The 18,908-nt window shown below is 39.9% G+C and carries 15 protein-coding genes; 5 read left to right on the forward strand and 10 right to left on the reverse strand.

Annotation, left to right across the window (positions count from 1 at the left end; all coding sequences use genetic code 11):
* Positions 1–177: 177 nt before the first annotated feature.
* On the forward strand, positions 178–954 hold the full coding sequence (locus tag AY601_RS03245; protein WP_068396387.1) for an SDR family NAD(P)-dependent oxidoreductase: 777 nt from the start codon (positions 178–180) through the stop codon (positions 952–954).
* Between the two features lie 99 nt (positions 955–1,053).
* On the opposite strand, the gene AY601_RS03250 is transcribed toward AY601_RS03245, so the two are convergent.
* The 3 genes from AY601_RS03250 to AY601_RS03265 form a co-directional block, all read right to left on the reverse strand.
* Positions 1,054–3,237 (reverse strand): S9 family peptidase, encoded by a 2,184-nt coding sequence (locus tag AY601_RS03250; RefSeq protein ID WP_068396389.1) that lies wholly within the window; start codon positions 3,235–3,237, stop codon positions 1,054–1,056.
* A 248-nt stretch (positions 3,238–3,485) separates the two neighbouring features.
* Positions 3,486–4,157 (reverse strand): DUF4412 domain-containing protein, encoded by a 672-nt coding sequence (locus AY601_RS03260; protein ID WP_068396395.1) that lies wholly within the window; start codon positions 4,155–4,157, stop codon positions 3,486–3,488.
* Between the two features lie 20 nt (positions 4,158–4,177).
* Positions 4,178–4,957: an enoyl-CoA hydratase/isomerase family protein gene (locus AY601_RS03265; protein ID WP_068396398.1), complete on the reverse strand. Its 780-nt coding sequence runs from the start codon at positions 4,955–4,957 to the stop codon at positions 4,178–4,180.
* A gap of 170 nt (positions 4,958–5,127) precedes the next feature.
* Between AY601_RS03265 and AY601_RS03270 the strand changes: the two genes are divergently transcribed.
* The gene (locus AY601_RS03270) at positions 5,128–5,466 is read left to right on the forward strand and encodes a hypothetical protein (protein ID WP_068396401.1); all 339 of its coding nucleotides are present in this window, start codon (positions 5,128–5,130) and stop codon (positions 5,464–5,466) included.
* Positions 5,467–5,473: 7 nt separating this feature from the next.
* Positions 5,474–5,683 (forward strand): hypothetical protein, encoded by a 210-nt coding sequence (locus AY601_RS03275; protein WP_068396407.1) that lies wholly within the window; start codon positions 5,474–5,476, stop codon positions 5,681–5,683.
* Here the strand turns inward: AY601_RS03275 and AY601_RS03280 are convergent.
* Genes AY601_RS03280 through AY601_RS03290 form a run of 3 tightly spaced genes read right to left on the reverse strand, consistent with a single transcriptional unit; the run spans position 5,680 to position 10,221 of the window.
* A complete protein-coding gene (locus tag AY601_RS03280; protein ID WP_084359053.1) occupies positions 5,680–7,752 on the reverse strand; it encodes a ComEC/Rec2 family competence protein in 2,073 nt (690 codons plus the stop codon). The genes AY601_RS03275 and AY601_RS03280 overlap by 4 nt on opposite strands.
* Positions 7,753–9,837 (reverse strand): helix-hairpin-helix domain-containing protein, encoded by a 2,085-nt coding sequence (locus tag AY601_RS03285; protein ID WP_232324686.1) that lies wholly within the window; start codon positions 9,835–9,837, stop codon positions 7,753–7,755.
* 48 nt (positions 9,838–9,885) lie between these two features.
* A complete protein-coding gene (locus tag AY601_RS03290; RefSeq protein WP_068396413.1) occupies positions 9,886–10,221 on the reverse strand; it encodes a MerR family transcriptional regulator in 336 nt (111 codons plus the stop codon).
* 116 nt (positions 10,222–10,337) lie between these two features.
* On the opposite strand from AY601_RS03290, the gene alaS reads away from it, so the two are divergent.
* Entirely contained in the window at positions 10,338–13,037 is a 2,700-nt protein-coding gene (alaS, locus tag AY601_RS03295) for an alanine--tRNA ligase (protein WP_068396416.1), read from the forward strand.
* A 98-nt stretch (positions 13,038–13,135) separates the two neighbouring features.
* On the opposite strand, the gene AY601_RS03300 is transcribed toward alaS, so the two are convergent.
* The 4 genes from AY601_RS03300 to AY601_RS03315 all read right to left on the reverse strand — a co-directional run bounded on the left by AY601_RS03300 (position 13,136) and on the right by AY601_RS03315 (position 17,291).
* Entirely contained in the window at positions 13,136–14,017 is an 882-nt protein-coding gene (locus AY601_RS03300; RefSeq protein WP_068396424.1) for a hypothetical protein, read from the reverse strand.
* Positions 14,018–14,039: 22 nt separating this feature from the next.
* On the reverse strand, positions 14,040–16,067 hold the full coding sequence (locus tag AY601_RS03305) for a heavy metal translocating P-type ATPase (RefSeq protein ID WP_068396426.1): 2,028 nt from the start codon (positions 16,065–16,067) through the stop codon (positions 14,040–14,042).
* Positions 16,068–16,162: 95 nt separating this feature from the next.
* Positions 16,163–16,582, reverse strand: coding sequence for a Fur family transcriptional regulator (locus AY601_RS03310; protein ID WP_232324687.1), 420 nt, complete (start codon positions 16,580–16,582; stop codon positions 16,163–16,165).
* 115 nt (positions 16,583–16,697) lie between these two features.
* Positions 16,698–17,291 (reverse strand): hypothetical protein, encoded by a 594-nt coding sequence (locus AY601_RS03315; protein ID WP_068396429.1) that lies wholly within the window; start codon positions 17,289–17,291, stop codon positions 16,698–16,700.
* Between the two features lie 142 nt (positions 17,292–17,433).
* Between AY601_RS03315 and gatB the strand changes: the two genes are divergently transcribed.
* Complete coding sequence (gene gatB / locus AY601_RS03320) at positions 17,434–18,897, forward strand: Asp-tRNA(Asn)/Glu-tRNA(Gln) amidotransferase subunit GatB (RefSeq protein WP_068396430.1); 1,464 nt, start codon at positions 17,434–17,436, stop codon at positions 18,895–18,897.
* The last annotated feature ends 11 nt before the right edge of the window (positions 18,898–18,908 follow it).

Here is an 18,908-nt window from a genome sequence, read left to right on the forward strand (position 1 = left end):
TACAACAAACAGGTATCTGTAAAGTTTTATGTGAAATGTTTAAGCTGCTTTAAAATAGGTTAACTATCAGATACACTAAAACATATCCTGTTTTTTATGGTTAGTTAAGTGGAGCTGATTCACAATAAGTGCTGGCTCTTAATCAACAAAACAGCTTGGAAATTATAAATATACAATATGAAGAAACTGGAAAACAAAACTGCATTGGTAACCGGATCGGATTCAGGAATCGGACGTGCAATTGCAATTGAATTCGCTAAAAACGGGGCAAATGTAGTGGTGTGTTATCATAGTAAGGAAGAAAGAGGGCAGGAAGCATTGAAAGCTGTAGAAGAACACGGTGGAAAGGCTTCGTTAATTGAGCTTGATGTGAGTAACGAGCAAGACGTGGAGGCAAAAATGGAGGCTATAATTAAAGAATTTGGCGGAATTGATATTCTGGTCAACAATTCGGGTGTAAACGGTTCTGGAATTCCTATTGATGAAATGGACACAAAGATATTTGACCGGACAATCAAAACTAATTTATACGGAACATTTTTCTGTAGCAGGAAGTTCATTCAGCACCGCAAGGGGATTAGCAAGCCTGGTAAGATCATTAATATTTCTTCTGTTCATGAAGAAATCAATGCACCTGGAAATGGAGATTATAATGCCTCTAAAGCTGGTATAAAAAACCTGATGCGGACCATTGCACTGGAAGTCGGCAAATTTGGAATCAACGTAAATAATATAGCGCCAGGAATGATTTTGACTGCGATGAATCAAAAAGCAGTGGATGATCCGGAGATCAGGGAAAAAGCTGAAGCAAATATTCCGCTGGGCAGAGCAGGAAGACCAGAAGAAATTGCTTACCTCGCTCTATTCTTAGCTTCTGAGGAAGCAAATTACGTGACCGGAAGTACTTATGTAATGGATGGGGGATTGATGATTAACATCGGGCAGGGAGCTTAATAGATCTCTAAAGCTAAAAGCCCTTTATTTGCATTGCCCCAATAAGTATTTAACTTTTTTGGGCAATGCAAATAAAGGGCTTTCGGATTTAAATACTGGTTATTTGCCTCCTGCAGGGCAATAAGTTTGCAGGAACTTAGTGTAAGTTTTAGAAAGATGTTCTCTTGTACCTTCACCTTCGGAAATTCCATGTGTACGATTCGGGTACGACATCATTTGAAATACTTTCTGGCTTTTAATAAGCTCATTGATCAGCATTTCTGCATTTTGATAATGTACATTATCATCACCTGTACCATGTATATACAGTAAATTTCCTTTTAAGTTGTGTGCATTGGTAACCGGCGAACCCTTAATGTAAGCTTCTTTAGTTTTTAATGGCGAACCCATGTAACGTTCCTGGTAAATATTGTCATAAGTAAGCTGATTGCCAACTGCTGCAATAGCAATACCTGTTTTGTAAATTTCAGGGTATTGGAACATCAAATTAAGGGTTGATGAACCACCGCCGCTCCATCCCCACACCGCAACTCTGTCTTTGTCTACAAAAGGCCATTCGATAATCTTTTTCGCAGCCATCGCCTGGTCACGGATATTTAAAACGCCGATGTTTTTGTAAATAGACTTGCGGAATTCACGCCCTTTTGGTGCTGGTGCGCCTCTGTTTTCAATAGAAATATAGATATAGCCATCCTGAGGCATATTGCCAGCATATAAAAAGTTATAACTAACGCCATAAGTATCCAATACAGTTTGTGCACCTGGTTCACCATAAACATAAAATACAACAGGATATTTTTTGGTTTGGTCAAAGTTATCTGGTTTTTTCATCCATCCGTCTAATTCCACCCCATCTTCAGTTTTGATTTTGAAGAATTCTGTTTTGTTCTTCGGTGGGCGTACCCTTGCCATTTGATTGGTCAGACTTCCTTCCATTGTGAAAGGATTACCCGTATCCATTTTCATCCATTCACTGATAGGGGCTATGTTTGCACTTTGATAAGTGTGTTTGGCAAAAATCCCGTTAGGAGAAATATCATATTCATGTGTTCCAGGGAAAACAGAAGGAGTAACCTGTTCTAACTGCCCTTTACCGTCAAGTTTTGTTTTGTACAGGTATTTTTGCGTTGCATTGGTTGGTGAAGCAAGGAAATAAAAAGTGTTGTTCTTTTCGTCCACCAGGCTGCTTTCAATGACATCATAATTACCTTTAGTGATCAGCGTCTGTTTTTTTCCGTCTTTACTGATTCGGTAAAGGTGACGCCAGCCATCTTTTTCACTTGGCCAGATAAATTCTTTTCCATTGTTGATCCATTGCCATTCTGGAGCAGCATCAATCCAGGCTTTATCAGTTTCTGTATAAATGTTATTTACGGATCCGGATTGTGTGTTCGCTACAAATACACGACTTGTATTTTGCGCTCTGTTGAGCTGTTGTAAGATCACATCGTTCGTATTCGGAACCCAATCCATTCTCGGGATATAATTCTGTATCGCATCCCCTGGTACTTTAACCCAGGTAGTTTGTGCAGTGCTGACATTGACTACACCAATTTTGCACGAAGAAGGATCTTCTCCAACAATAGGATATTCTACAGGTACAGTATACGGATAAATTGAATCCGTATTATTGATCATAAGGAAGTTTTTGATCTTTTTGGCGTCAATCTGCCAATAGGCAATAGAAGCTCCGTCAGGGCTCCATTTAAAGCCATCCCTGCAGTCAAATTCTTCTTCATATACCCAATCAAAAGTTCCATTGATCAGCCTGGCTGTACCATCTGTAGTCAGTGCTTTACTTGTTCCGCTGCTCATGTCTTCTACATAGATATTATGTCCGCTTACATAAGCAACTTTACTTGCATCCGGAGATAGTTTGGCAAACATCAGAGAAGAAGCTGGTTTATCTTTTCCAATTTGAACCAGTTTATTGGTCTTTAAATCGGCCAGCCAGTAATCTCCTCTGGTTTCATAACGCCATACTCTTTTACTGTTTGTATAAATCAGGGCTTTAGTACCATCAGCAGAAAGTACGAAATCTTTAATTGATAGTGGCTGATTCTGGCCTGATGGGGTAAGCAGCGCACTGCTGATTAAAGTTTTGGTTTCGCTTTTAGGTAAGGTAACTATCTCAATTCCTCCAGATGAATTCTGGTAATAACCATTCCCATCTTTCGTCCAGTTGATTCCTTCTTTTTGGTGTTGGGCATGGGCTGCCGTAATAGCGAAGGATGTGATAAACAGGGCAATAGATAATTTTAAAATAATGAGTTTTCGCTCCATTTGATTTCGTGGTTTTAATTTATTTCAGCAATCAGGCTCTTGCAGAATTTTATAATGTATCCTGCTTTTTTTGCTGTTTTTTTGATCTTTCCTGCGCTTCAAATGTAATACATTGTTTGTTTCCTTTAAAGCACATTTGAAAACAATTGTGACTGTAACAGCGTAGCAATTGTTTTCAAATAAAAAGGCCCTCTGGTCTGCATTCTTGAAATGCTTACTCAAAGGGCCTTTTAAATAGAGTTCAGCGCTTATTGACCGCCCATTGCTCTTAAAGCATCCATCGTAGTTACTTCATAAGCTGGGGGAACGTCTAATGTGATCGGACCAACTTTGTCTTCAGTTAATGCTGTGATCGTTAAAACTGCCTTTACACCGTTTTGTACACGTGTAAATTTGATAGGTGTACCTTTTAATGCTTTGAATTCTTCGCCAATGATTCCTTCAGGTAATTGAATATCATTTGTTGCCCAAAGTTCATAAGCAGTACCTTTATCGTCTTTGTAGGTGTATTTCTCTGTGTTATAGTTTCCTATTTTTAATTTTTCGCCAGTACCTTTGAAATCACTTAGAACAGGAGGTTTACCCATAGTCTGCTCAGTTTCTTCTTTCGTAGTTTTTACTGCATATTGTTTTTGAATAGGAGGAACGTCAACCAATACCAATCCGTTTTTCTGAACACCATCCGAGATGATAGTGATTTTTGCAGGCCCTTGCTGCATTTCTATTTTTAACAGGTTTCCACTGAATTTTAATTTAGTCTCTGCAGGTAATTGTGAGGCCATAGACTGCTGTTCTGCAGTCAGCTCATAAGTAATACCATAGGTAAGTGTACCTTCATTTACTTTTTTCTGTGCATGTGCAATCACAGCTGTGCTGATTAATATTACAGCTAGTACACTTGTTTTAATCGACTTTAACATATTTTTTAGTTTTTAATAGTTTACCATTTAATTTTTTCCTTGCTGAGAAATGAAGCAATCCCTTTTTTAAAGTCTTCACTTTCTCTAACTCTTGCATTAATTTGTACCGCTAAATTCAGGCTTTTTTCCAGTTCAGGATTCGTAGTCTGACCAATGAGTTGTTTAGTCACCATTAAAGCGTTTCCGGAGGCTTCATTGCAAAGCTTTTGCGCAAAATCCTGTACCTTCTGACTAATTTCATCTTTATTTGTTACATAAGTAATCAAATTATAGGCCAGTGCTTGCGCTGCAGAGAATAAATCGCCTGTCAGCAATATCTTTTTGGCAATTGTTTCGCTGGTTTTACGCATCAGAAAGCAGGAAACGATTGCAGGAACAAAGCCCAGTTTTACTTCTGTATAGCCGAAATTCGCCTCAGGAACAGCGAAAGTAACGTCGCAAACCGTTGCCAGGCCACAGCCGCCAGCAATAGCGTGCCCTTCAACTTGTGCAATAACCACTTTGGGTAAATAATAGATTGTTGTGAATAACGTCTTTAGATTTTGACTGTCCTGAACATTCTCTTCATGGGTATTGTTTTGTAATTGTTGTAGATAAGCAAGGTCAGCACCAGCACTGAAAACAGGGCCAATGGCCTTTAAAATGATCACTTTCACCTCTTCGTCATCAGATGCCTGCAATAAAGTCTCTGTTAAAGAACTAACCAGTTCCGGACTAAAGGCATTGCGTTTATCTGGACGGTTCAGCGAAATCGTAGCGATACGGTCGGCTACAGTATATAATATCAGTGGTGATGTCATGTATAGCGTTATAAAATATGAGGCTTATTTTAGTCAAAAGTAAATAAAAAATAATGCAAAGAAATGGCATATTTCACATCCTGATAAATTGACCAGCTTCTTGTTATTTACGGCAAAAACTTTCAATTCTATTTGCTTTACTAAAAATATTAGTATAATTTTGTGGTGCTATGGAAAAAGAATTCAATAAACAATTGAACAATCACCTGAATCAATGGGTACAAAACAGTCAGTCTTCAAGCTGGTCAATTACAGCAGGGGATTTCTTTAATGTCGATGAAGATAGTTCTGTAAAAGTTAACCTGAACAAGTTGAGTGAAGGATACAGGACGAAACAAATTGTCAATCAACCAGGTGATTATTGTAATGTATTCTTACAAGCGATAGAACCCTATCTGGTTCAGTTTTTAATTCAATTTGGTGTTAAATCTTATAAATTCAGATTTGTTTTTATTCTATTTGGCACTATAGCAAAGGATTACTTTGTGAGTACCACTAAGATGATATAAAAAAAATATGATAGATTCATCCACTAATGAACAACAGCAAGCACATTTTATTGATGTCATTGTACTCATTAAGGAAGCACTGCGCCAAAATTGCTGGATTTATGAACCGCATACTGCAATGTGGTATACGCCAGAAGAATTTGGAGCTAAATATCAGGATAGTAATTTTGAACAGGGCTGGATTGAGCAGTTTAAAATTATGAATCCTGTAGATTAGCGGAAACCTGGTTTTAAAATCAGTGTCGGTTTACTAAAATTTATAGTATCCGTCCGATGGCGCTGAATAGTATAATTCCTGTTCGTTGCGTCTACCCATATTTCTTTGAAAGTGATAACTGATCTCAGTTCACCCATTTTTAATTGTGGCTCACCGTGTACCCAGACCGCATCAAAAACAGCTTTTTCCTTGATACCCCAATTGTTAAAAGCAGTATCCAATAACAATACCTTGAAATTTTTAAAAAGAAGCTGATGTTCCCTGACCTGGAGAGTTTTTGAAGTCAAGGTTTCTTTCCATTTCAGACAGGTGATTTCACGGATCTTCAATTGATCCAGTGCAGGCTGAATATGGAATTTAAATGCTGGATCGCCCGGAAGTAAATCAGTAATCAGCACAGCCTGAGTTGAGCTGATAAAAGCAACAGCATAATTTCTGTTTAAGGTAAAAGGAATGATCTTTTGCTGCCGCGCTGCACTGAGTTCACCTTTGACAAACATCACCTGGAAGCAGCCTGCAGCAAAAAGCGAAAGTGCTAAATAGTATTTGTTTTTTTGTTGCAGGGCCATACAGCTAAAGAGCAGGAACAGGCAAAGTAAAATGAGCTCAGTTTTTGTAAACCAGATCATATGGATGCTGGAGTAGGGGAGAGCAGCAATTTTTTCTAATCCACGGTTCATGAAAATAATCAGCCACTCAAAAAGTGGGGCTATCCAATATAAGCGAAATAGTAAGAGTAACATACCTATATACATCAAAAGTGTAACTGGAAGTACGATAAATAGATTGCTGAGAATGAAGTATACAGGAAACTGATGGAAATAATAACTGCTCAGCGGGAAAGTGAAAAGCTGTGCTGCAATGGAAAGGCTGATCAAGCTCCAGAGCTTTCTTAACCAAAGTGATTTGAAATTAATGAGCTGTTCCAGTTTTGGCTGCAGATAAATTAAGCCTGACACGGCCAGATAAGAGAGTTGGAAACCTACATCCCAAAAGAAAAAAGGATTATAAAGCAGCAGGCAGAAAGCTGAAAAATATAATACCTGATAGTTGTTTGCCTGGTTATGAACAGCCTTAGCCAGGATAAATATACTGAGCATAATCGCCGAACGTAAAACTGAAGCGGAGCAGCCTGTTAATACAGCATAGCCCCAGATCAGGAGTAAAAGCAGCAGGACTTTGCTCCATTTTAGCCAGACTTTTCTGTCCATCCAGCCCAATGCCTGGTTAAGCACCAGATAAATAATCCCCACATGCATTCCTGAAACAGACAGCGCATGAATAGTTCCTGTTTTTGAATAGGCTGCCAGGGTTTCTGCACTTAAATCTGCCCGGTAACCAAGGATTAACGTAGAAGCTACTGCAAAAGCATTGTCGTCTTTAATTAAACGTCTGTAAAGAGCCACCTGATTTTTCCGGAGTGCCAGTGCAAAGCTGATCAGTGCGTGTCCTGTTTTAATTTTGGAAGGAATTAATTCTTCAGGCTGAAGGAAGATTTGATGGTGGATATTTTGCATGGCCAGCCAGGATCTGAAGTCAAATTCTGCTGGATTATAAGGAGGGGCTATTACTTTATAATGGGCAGGGATATAGTAATTTTCTCCATAATGAAGTTGGGCAGGGGAGGCTGAATCCCAGTGCAGGGCGACCAGTAAATAGCCGGATGTCTGCTGTTTTTGATGACCAGTATAGTTTGCCAGAACCCTTGCTTTAAATCTTAAAATTGAACCATGTTGCTGCGGCTCATCGGCTATTGATATGCTCAGAAAATTTGCCTGATGATGAGAAAAGTTGTTCGGATTTTGAATCAGATTTTCATTAGCATACACAATTAAACCCAGACTGAAAAAGAGTAAATTAATCAGAATTGCCAAAAGTCTTTTGTAATGGTAAACTTTAAGTGATTTGTATAAAAAACTGATTATTAATGATAAAATAAAGATAGAAATTGCAAATATTAGTACTGGCAAATTTAATTTGGTATTATCTGCTGCGTGCAAAATCCATAATCCTATGCAAAACGGGAGCAGGATTTTTCCGAAAATACTTATGTTTTGCCGTATACGCATTTAGAACTGATAACGCAGTTGAAGCTTGATTTCAGACTTTTGATTGCCGCTGATTTCTTCCAGTCCGGAACCTGTTTTCTCCATTCCCGGATACAGGTATACTGCATATCTTCCCCATACCCTGAGTTGCCTGGATAAGTTATAACTCAGGTTAAAATAAGACCTGATCCCTTCTCCGCTATAAATACCAGAACCCGTACCATGCAGCACGTCATCTTCGTAAGCATAGATCCTGCTATTGTAAGATGGAGTATGAAAAAAAGCCAGCCTGAGATTCGCAGAAATTCTGGAAGACATGGGGTGGTAAGCTACATCCTGATAAAATACATATCCATATTCAGCATTAACAGTCCCCTTTTGATACCGGGTCAGTTCAAAGCGGTTTTGCAGTGTTATTTTCCGGTTGACCTTAAATGTACTCTCCGCTCTGAAATTATCCTTCCTGAGGTCAGTTATCGGGTTCACAGGCTTGCCTGAACTTGCGTTCTGTTTGCTGTGTTTGGTTTGATAACTCAATAAGGCTTTAAACTTTTTATCTGGCTTAAAAGTAATTCGTCCGGTCAATTCATATCCTGAAGAAGCCTCATCAATTCTATACTTTGCCCATGGGAACCAAAAAATATCGCCATAGGCGGATAAAGACCACTTTTTAGTCAGATTGATATGAAAACCAGTATAAATTCCTTTCTCGTTTGCAGCTGTACTTCCTTCTCCGGCCGCTTTGTTGTAAAAACTAAGATGTTCTTTTTCATAATTACGGAAAAGAACTATCGCAGAGATACGGGGCGATAAGCTGGCCATAGCCCCGGTGAGTACTGCGGTACCACCGGGTATGCTATGCGCCACTTCACCAAAAAAATAAATATTCCGGAATGTATAGTTGTAATGAAGTCCGAGATTACTAAGTTCACGGCCAGTGAAATTATACTGTTTGTAACGTGGGGTACCCGTAATAAATCCATGCTCATAACTGGAATGGTACGCAGTAATACCAATATCTAAACTGTTTTTGTTATAGGTTAAGGCCATCCCATAAAGCAATAATCCCAGCTTTCCTTTATGCTCGTTCTCGGCTGCTGTCCGGTGTAAACCACTAGTACTGATTGCCGATAACTGCGCATTCCTGCCAGTAGATTTTGATAAGCTTGCGTCTAGTTTTCTAAGTGACAGGAAACCTGTAAAGTCAATGTTTTTTAATAAATTATAAGTTACACCAGCACCTCTGAAAAATGAATACTCGTTAGCAGAAGTATAAGGTTTAAGTCCGGTATCTTTTTTTGCGATACCCGCTACATCATCCCCTTTTCCAAAAGATGAACCAGACCAAAGACTTAAACCCTGACCAAATTGCAAGCTGTAATCTCCAGCAATGATCTTTTTAAACCTGCCGGATTTATAGAAGGCCAGGCTTCCCGAAATAAAGTCAAAACCACTTTTGCTACTGCCGCTGAAAAAGCTTTCTCCGGCATCTTTTTTGGCTACGATGGAAAGTGCAGCCTGATCATTCAGATGATAGCTGTACTTCAGCAATAGTTTTTCAGGAGTGCCCAGATATCTGCTTCCTGGCAGGTCTTTATAACCTTTTTGTTTTTCCAGCAGCCGTCCATATCTCAGGGTAAGCTCACTTAATCCTTTTCCTGCTTTACTGAAATCCAGCGGTGACTCTTCCTTCACGGTAACAAATGGGAGCAACCTGGTAATGGTCGTGATATCAAAGCCGGCTATGGCCTGAAGTTCCAGCACATCCTTTAGTTTTCCACTGAGCCGGATATGCGTGAAAAAGTTACTGATCTGTAGTGAGGAAAGAAAGAATAGCTCTTTTAGCTGCTCCGGGCTGGTTCTGTTAAGGTCTAAAGGGTGTTTCAGGTAAAAGGAAAGCTGTTCAGTCAGCTCAGAAAGATCTTCTGCTGTAAAATTCTCTGAAAGCGTTGCGGTTATTTCTTTGATTTGCACCTCTTCCTGGGCGCATGCAGTGCTGCAGGGGCAAGAAAGGACTAAGGAGAGCAATATTCCGTATCCCGGCAAAGAGATCCTGATACTTTGCGATCCGGGACACTGGATGGAAGAATTAGCTGGCTTTGGCATAATGAAGCCAAAGTACTGCTGATTTTATTAATTAAGTTAATTTATTAATTAAATTTCGTCGTTTAACTTTAATAAGAAGTCTTTTAGTTTTTCCAGTGATGCAATGATCTTCTGGTTCTCTTTAACGTCTGCACTGTTATTCTTTAAATGATCTTTTGCACCTTTTAGTGTAAAACCTTTATCATCTACCAGGTGGAAAATGATCTTCAGATTTTCAATATCTTCCGGAGTGAAAAGACGGTTTCCTTTCTTGTTTTTCTTAGGCTGGAGAACGTCAAATTCCTTCTCATAAAAGCGGATCTGTGAGGCGTTTACATTGAACATTTCCGTCACCTCACCCATCGTATAATACATTTTATTAATTTCCCGTTCCTTGTAAGGCATACTTCTATGTTGATATTTAGTGGTTTATAGCTTTTATGTAAAGCATTCAAATGTAAAGGGATTTTAGTAGAATACCGCAATAAAATTTTAATTTTGTTGGATAATTTCTACTACGAATGACAGCAAAAGAAATCAGACACGCCTATTTAGCATTTTTTGAATCGAAACAACACCATATCGTTTCATCCGCACCTATCGTTGTAAAAAATGATCCGACACTGATGTTTACCAATGCAGGTATGAATCAGTTTAAAGACATTTTTTTGGGAGAGGCACCTGCCAGGTATCCAAGGGTAACCGATACACAACGTTGTTTACGGGTTTCCGGTAAACACAACGATCTTGAAGAAGTGGGGATAGATACCTATCACCACACTATGTTCGAGATGTTGGGGAACTGGAGTTTTGGTGACTATTTCAAGAAAGAGGCTATTGCCTGGAGCTGGGAATTATTGACAGAAGTTTATGGTATCCCTAAAGATAAATTATACGTATCTGTTTTTGAAGGAGATGAAAAAGAAGGTCTTCCAAGAGATACGGAAGCTTTCGAATTGTGGAAGCAATATGTTCCTGAAGACCGCATTGTTTTAGGAAATAAAAAAGACAATTTCTGGGAAATGGGCGACATGGGGCCCTGTGGTCCATGTTCGGAAATCCATGTAGACTGCCGCCCTGATCATGAACGTGCAGCCACCAGCGGGAAAGAATTGGTCAATGCTGATCACCCGCAGGTGATTGAGATCTGGAACAACGTATTTATGCAGTTCAACAGATTAAAAGATGGTTCATTACAACCATTACCTGCACAACATGTGGATACCGGGATGGGCTTTGAACGCCTGGTCCGTGTATTACAGGATAAGGCTTCAAACTATGATACTGATGTATTTCAGCCACTGATCCAGTTCATCGCCAAAAAGGCTGGTATAGCTTATGGTGCTGATGAAAAAACGGATATTGCGATGCGCGTTATGGCCGATCATATCCGTGCGATTTCATTTGTAATTGCAGACGGACAATTACCGGCAAACAATAAAGCAGGCTATGTAATCCGAAGGATTTTAAGAAGAGCTGTACGTTATGCTTATACTTTCCTTGACTTGAAAGAACCTTTCTTAAACCAACTGGTGCCTGTTCTTGCTGAACAGTTCAAAGGTGTTTTTGAGGAATTGGTTTTACAGCAGGACTTTGTTCAGAAAGTGGTTTTGGAAGAAGAGGTTTCTTTCTTAAGAACACTGGCTACAGGTATTCAGCGTTTTGAAAATTATACCGCTAAACAAGCAGATTTCCTGATGTCTGAAAATGCAATTGACCTGGAGAAATCTTTTGAAGATCCATGGGTTTACAGCATACTGAAAGATCAGATGGTGATTTCGGGTGATTTTGCTTTTGAATTGCAGGATACTTATGGGTTCCCGATTGACCTGACTGAACTGATGGCCAGGGAGAAAAGATGGAGTGTGGATATGGAAGAGTACCAGAAAAGCCTTCAGAAGCAAAAAGCAAGATCAAGAGCGGCTACAGCCATTGATACAGGCGACTGGATTACAGTTCATGATGATCCCGAAACAGAATTTGTAGGTTATGACTTTCTGGAAATTGAAACTAAAATTTTAAAATACAGACAAGTTACTGCAAAAGGAAAAGAGCAATATCAGATCGTATTGCAGAAAACCCCTTTTTATGGCGAAAGCGGAGGCCAGGTAGGTGATACCGGCCGTCTGGAAGACCATAGCAGGATGTTCTCTATTGAAATTACAGATACCAAAAAGGAAAATGGGGTAATCGTACATTTCGCAGATTCCTTACCTGAAGATATAGACGGTCAGTTCTGGGCTGTTGTAGATGAAGATAAGCGCGTACAGACAAATAACAATCACTCGGCGACACATTTATTGCACGCGGCACTAAAGAGCGTCCTTGGTGACCATGTGAATCAAAAGGGATCTTTGGTGAATGCTGATTACCTGCGTTTCGATTTCTCTCACTTCACAAAGATTACTGAGGATGAATTAGCAGCAATTGAGCATATCGTTAACAAAAGAGTAAGAGACAACATCGCTTTAAAAGAGCAAAGACTTGTTCCTTATGAAGAAGCATTGTCGAGTGGGGTAACTGCTTTATTCGGAGAAAAATATGGTGATTTTGTTCGGATCATTACTTTCGATGATAATTATTCAAAGGAATTATGTGGCGGTACACACGTTCAGGCAACTGGTCAGATTGGTTACTTTAAGATCATTTCTGAGAGTGCTGTAGCTGCAGGTGTAAGACGTATCGAAGCAATTACAGCAGATCGTGCAGAAGAGTATGTAGTTAACCAGGATAAAGAAATAAGCCAGTTAAAAGCATTGCTTAAAGGAAATAAAGACCTGACTGCTGCGGTTACTGCTTTGATTGAAGAAAATAACAAGCTTAAAAAAGAGGCTGAAAAAGCAGTTGTAGAGCGTTCAGGAAATCTTAAACATGAAATCGTTCACCATATGAAAACGATCAACGGCATCAATATGATAGCTGTTCATGTGGATCTTCCCAGTGCAGATGCAGTGAAGAACCTGGCTTTTTCAATCAAGGATATCGTAGATAACCTATACCTTGTTTTCACGACACTGATCGATGACAAACCAGGGATCAGTGTCATGTTATCTGATAATCTGGTGGCGGATAAAAAACTCAATGCCTCGAATATGGTTAGAGAATTAGCTAAAGATATTCAGGGCGGCGGTGGAGGCCAGCCTTTCTACGCTACTGCCGGAGGAAAAAATAAAGATGGATTAGCTAAGGTGCTGGAAAAAGCGGCAACTTTAATTCAGTAAGCAAACCAACCATTTCATATAAAAACGGGCTGTCTCTTTTCTTTAGATTTAGAGGGCCCGTTTTTGTATAGTTAGTAATTGCGCGCTGCATTGAAAAGTTATTTTAAGCTAAAGACCGCTTTGGGTTTTAGAAACATTCTTCCGTTTGCATCTTTGCTCCAGTCATAATGAGTTTCCGGCCACTTTTTTTTCTTGTCCTGTAATGGACTTTGATATTGATCCGCAGGGATACTATCTGTTTCAAATTTGCCGCTTGGATAATGGAATTGATAGATATAGTCAAAATGATCAGTAGAACTGCCCTTTGCATTAAAAACTACAGTTTTTTTATCAGGTGACAGGATTGTAAAGTCTGCCTGCATTCTTTCTTTCGGATCTGGTCTTGGGATCAGGTAGGCCTTTGCTGTGCGCTGATTAAAAAGATAATCGTTGTTTACCAACAGCAGATGACCACCTATTTTAGAAATACCCCGATAGATACTTTCATCTCCTGAAGAGATTTGTTCTTTAACTGGACGCTCAATCCGGTAAACTTTTAAGCCGTTTGGCTGTGCACGAAACACAAAAATACGGCTGCTGATATTGGAAGGCCCCGGCATATCCGCAAGGAATGCAGTTTTTTGTGGATTCAGATAATAGATTGTATAGAAGTCTGATAAAGGTATTTCATCTGACTGATAATCCTCAACCAGGTTTTTCAGGTTAGGATTAAAACGGATTGTTGTATCTCTGTAAGTGATAATATTCCAGGACATGCGCCCCCTGCGCCCAAATATACCACCTATCAATTCTTCCTTTTTATTAGTCAATGTTAGTCTTTTAAAGAGCTGCGCTGTACCTTGTGCAGGTATATTCAAGTCTGTCTTTTCCGTAAATAATTCTGCTTGATAAACCCTTTCTTTTGGTTGACTACAGGAAATTAAGCTGATGGTTAGCAGACTTAATTTCCAAGTATTTTTTATTCCCTGTAATCTTTTCATTTCAGGGATGAAGATAATTAAATTAAAGCTTCATTTTTTGAATTCTGACCGCATTTAAGATCGCCAGTAAAGCAACACCTACATCTGCAATTACAGCTTCCCATAAAGTTGCAACTCCACCTGCCCCTAAAATCAATACGATTACTTTCACACCCATGGCCAGTGCAATATTCTGCCATACAATGTTTTTAGTCAGTCTTCCGATTTTAATCGCTGTAACAATTTTTGAAGGCATATCGTTCTGAATGACAATATCCGCAGTTTCAATAGTTGCATCGCTTCCTAATCCGCCCATGGCAATCCCTGCATCAGCTAAAGCAACAACCGGAGCATCATTAATTCCATCTCCAACAAAAGCGATATGCCTGCCTTGTTGTTTCAGCTCTTCTACTTTTTCTACTTTGTTTTCTGGTAAGAGATCACCAAAAGTACGATCTATGCCTAATAATCTGCCTATTTTGCTAACCACAGCCTGTTTATCGCCGCTAAGCATCACGGTCTGGATTTTCATTTCGTGCATTTCCTTTACGGCTTGTATGGCATCTTCTTTCAGCTCATCAGCAATCGTAATAAATCCCGCATAAATCCCTTCAATGGCAACTACAACCACAGTATCTTCTTCCTGAACTGCTTCATCAGCATAAGCAATGTTAAACTGATCCAGCAGTTTGATATTTCCAGCCAGTACCTGTTTGCCGTCAATCAAACCTTTAAGCCCTTTTCCAGGCACTTCTTCCACTTCACCAATCTTTGTGCCCTGTAAAACATCGCCCGCATGTAAAGTTACCGCAGTAGCAATAGGATGGGTAGATTTACTTTCAATAGCTGCAGTTAAACGTAATAATTCTTTTTCATCACCATTCACAGCAACCACGCGCTGTACTTTGAAAACACCTTTAGTTAATGTTCCGGTTTTATCCATCACTACAGTATTAATCGTAGTCATTACATCCAGGAAGTTTGATCCTTTGAACAGAATACCGTTTTTAGAAGCCAGGCCTATGCCGCCAAAATAACCCAGTGGAATAGAAACGACTAAAGCACAAGGGCAGCTGATGACTAAGAAAACAAGGCCGCGGTATAACCATTCTGCAAATACATAATTGGTTACAAATAGATAAGGCAGGGCTACCACTAATACTGCCAGAGCGAATACAATGGGTGTATAAACTTTGGCAAATCTCGAAATAAACAACTGGGTTTTAGATTTTCTGGCTGTTGCATCCTGTACCATTTCCAGAATCCTGTTCAGCTTACTATCTTTAAATAGCGACAAAACTTTAACCTCTATTACTGTATTCAGGTTAATCATTCCGGCCAGTACACTGTCCCCTTTTGCTTTAGAATCTGGCTTGCTCTCTCCAGTCATTGCAGCAGTATTGAATGTCCCTTTAGCAGAAACCAGTTCACCATCTAAGGCTACTTTTTCTCCGGCCCTGACCTGGATCAGCTCACCAATTTCAACATCGGCAGGTTTAACAGTGCTGGTTTTTCCATCCCTGATGACATCTACTGTATCCGGACGAATGTCTAATAGTGCTTTAATACTGCGTTTTGCATTAGATACAGCAACATCCTGGAACCATTCTCCGATAGAATAAAATACCATCACCGCAACACCTTCACTGTAAGATCCGATAGAGAATGCACCAATTGTCGCTACACTCATCAGGAAAAATTCGTTGAAGAAATCCAGTCGCATTGCTTTTCGAAAGGCTAATTTCAAAACGTTATAGCCTGCCAGCAGATAAGCAGCCCCAAAAATCAGCAGGGAAACCGATTTGGCTGGTATGATTTTAAAACCATATTCCAGCGTTAGCATCACGGCAAGTATCGCTAAGGAAATTAATAAAGGGATCTGGCCTTTCCAGCCTGAATTTTCACCATCTCCATGGTCGTGGTCGTGATCATGGTCATCATGACTATGGGCGTCGTGACTGTGCCCGTCATGACTATGCGCATTATGCTGATGTGGCTTATGTGTTGCAGCAGGTTTTTTATCTGCAATGGTAGCTGTGTCACAGCAGGTGTCTATATTTTTAGTGGCCATAATGGTATCTTAAGTCAAAGAGATTTATTAAGCTAAGCTTTTTTTGATTCTCTAAAACAAAGGTACTTTAAACTATAGCGCAATGGTATTGCAAACTATTGAACACATTTATTACAAACGCCTTTAACGATCAGGTTAACTTCTTCAGATTTAAAGCCGTCTGGTAAGGCAATTTGCGGGATATGGTGTTTAGGCAGACAAGAAGTCTCCCGGCAGGTATTACAGAAAAAGTGAACATGCAGGTCGTGGTGATGTCCGGCTTCGCAATCATTTTCACAAAGTGCAAATTTGGTTGCACCAGAACCATCATCGATACTGTGTACCAGTCCTTTTTCTTCAAATTTCTTCAATGCACGGTATAAAGTGATCCGGTCTGAAGGGTCTAATCCTTTCTCCAAATCCGTCAGGCTGATCGCTGAAGACTGCTTCAACAGAAAATCCAGCACCAGTAACCGCATAGCAGTAGGGTTAATGTCTTTCCGGATCAGCATTGCTTCAATATTCTCAGTCATCATGAATCAGGTTAATATAAAATGGTAAATAGCCTATAAAAATAAAGTATCACAACCCAAAGGTCGTGATACTTTACAATAAGAATTAATAATATCAGTAATTTATTGGTAATATCTATTAATTACGGCCACCTCTTCCATGTCCACCACGGTCGCCACCATGGTTTCCTCTGTCTCCGCCATGGTTTCCTCTGTCCCAGCCATGGTTGCCTCTGTCTCCGCGATCATGTCCGCCATTTCCTTTTCCCCAGCCATTTCCTCTATCATGACCTCTTCCCCAGCCGTTACCATTTCCTCTGTAATAATCTCTTCTGTCGTTACGGTAATTATTTCTGACTACGACCCGCGATGGTCTGCTGTAATAGTTATTGCTTACATATTGCGTTCTGTAATAATTGTGTCTTGTCCATGGATTAGCATAGTTATTAATCACAACTTTTCTGCCACCATACAAATCATAACCTCTGTATCTGGAAGGAAGAGAACGCGCACGGATCCACCTGTTGCCACTTAAATAAACAAATTGACGGGTTGGTACATAGTAATAGCTATCTACATCCGGCAGGTAATAATAATCAACGTGATCATACCCTCTAGGGCCCCATTGGGGTTGTGACCCAATATTTATACTTAAACTCACCTGCGCTTTCGCTGCTGGTGCAGCTGCAAGGGAAGCAATTCCGATAGCAGCAATTAAAAGTAATTTTCTCATAACGTTTCAAATTTGTGTGTGTATGTAAATTGTCAAAGTTTATGCCATGATTATAAATGCATCCTAAACCCATGGTCGTAAACTTATTTGGTTATATTTGTGAGACAGTAATTCACGACATTAGTTTAATTTATTGCCTTAAATGAGTACGAAAACTGCTATTTCTCCCACAGCATTTGAATTGGTATCAGGCTTAGAGATTCACGTTCAGTTAAATACAAAATCGAAAATATTTTCTTCAGATAGCGCAGCTTTTGGTGCAAAACCTAATGCGCACATCTCTCCGGTTTCATTGGCTTTGCCTGGTGCATTGCCTAAAATGAATAAAGAAGTAGTTGGAAAAGCGATCAGAATGGGGCTGGCCCTGAACTGTACAATCAATCAGACCAATTACTTTGACCGTAAAAATTACTTCTATGCCGATCTGCCTAAAGGGTATCAGATTACTCAGGATAACAAGCCGGTTTGCCAGAATGGATATATTGACCTGGTTTTAAGTGATGGCACGGAAAAGCGAATCGGAATCAACAGGATTCACATGGAAGAGGATGCAGGTAAAAGCATGCATGACCAGGATGATCACTATTCTTTTGTTGATTTGAACAGGGCAGGGGTGCCTTTGATAGAAATCGTAACTGAACCTGATATCCGTTCTGCCGAAGAAGCTTCTGTATTGCTAACCGAAATGAGGAAGCTGGTGAGGCATCTTGATGTAGGGGACGGAAATATGGAAGAAGGAAGTTTCCGCTGCGATGCCAATATCTCTGTCCGTGAAAATGGAACGGAAGAATTCGGTACGCGCTGCGAGGTGAAAAACCTGAACTCAATCCGCAATGTACGCAGAGCAATGGAATTTGAATTTAACCGCCAGATCGGGGTGATCACAGGCGGGGGTTCAATTGTTCAGAGCACTTTGACTTTTGACGCTGACCACGGAACTACAGCGCCAATGCGGACCAAAGAAATGGCAAATGATTATCGTTATTTCCCTGATCCGGATCTTCCGCCGATAGTGATCTCAGATGAATGGCTGGCTGCTTTGAAAGCGGGGATGCCGGCATTACCCCGTGAAATTACAGCAAAACTAATGGCAGATTTCGGGCTGAATAATTCAGAAGCTTCAATTTTCACAGAGGACAAAGAATTGCTGGACTATCTGAATGCTGCTTTAGTTTTGGTGAAAAATCCTAAAAACCTGATTAACTGGCTTACTGGCCCGATCAGAGCTTTATTAAATGAACAGGATGCAACTATTACTACTTTCAAAGTGAGTCCTGCACAAATGGCCGCGGTCGTTAACCTGGTAGAAGAGAAGAAAATTACGCAGCAAATTGCTTTACAACAATTATTACCGGCTATACAGTTGGCTAAAGATGCAGATGTTGCTGCATTGGCCGGGCAGCTTAATCTGCTGATTGTAGAGAACGCTGATGAACTGGATGGTTTTGTAGATCAGGTGCTGGAAAAATTCAAACCACAGGTTGCAGCTTACAAAACTGGTAAAAAAGGAGTTTTAGGTTTATTTGTCGGAGAAGTGATGAAACTGGCGAAAGGGAAAGCAGACCCGGCAAAAATTAATGAACTGTTATTGGGAAAATTAAAATAAGGATTAATCTA

This window comes from Pedobacter cryoconitis, assembly GCF_001590605.1.
GTDB lineage: Bacteria > Bacteroidota > Bacteroidia > Sphingobacteriales > Sphingobacteriaceae > Pedobacter > Pedobacter cryoconitis_A.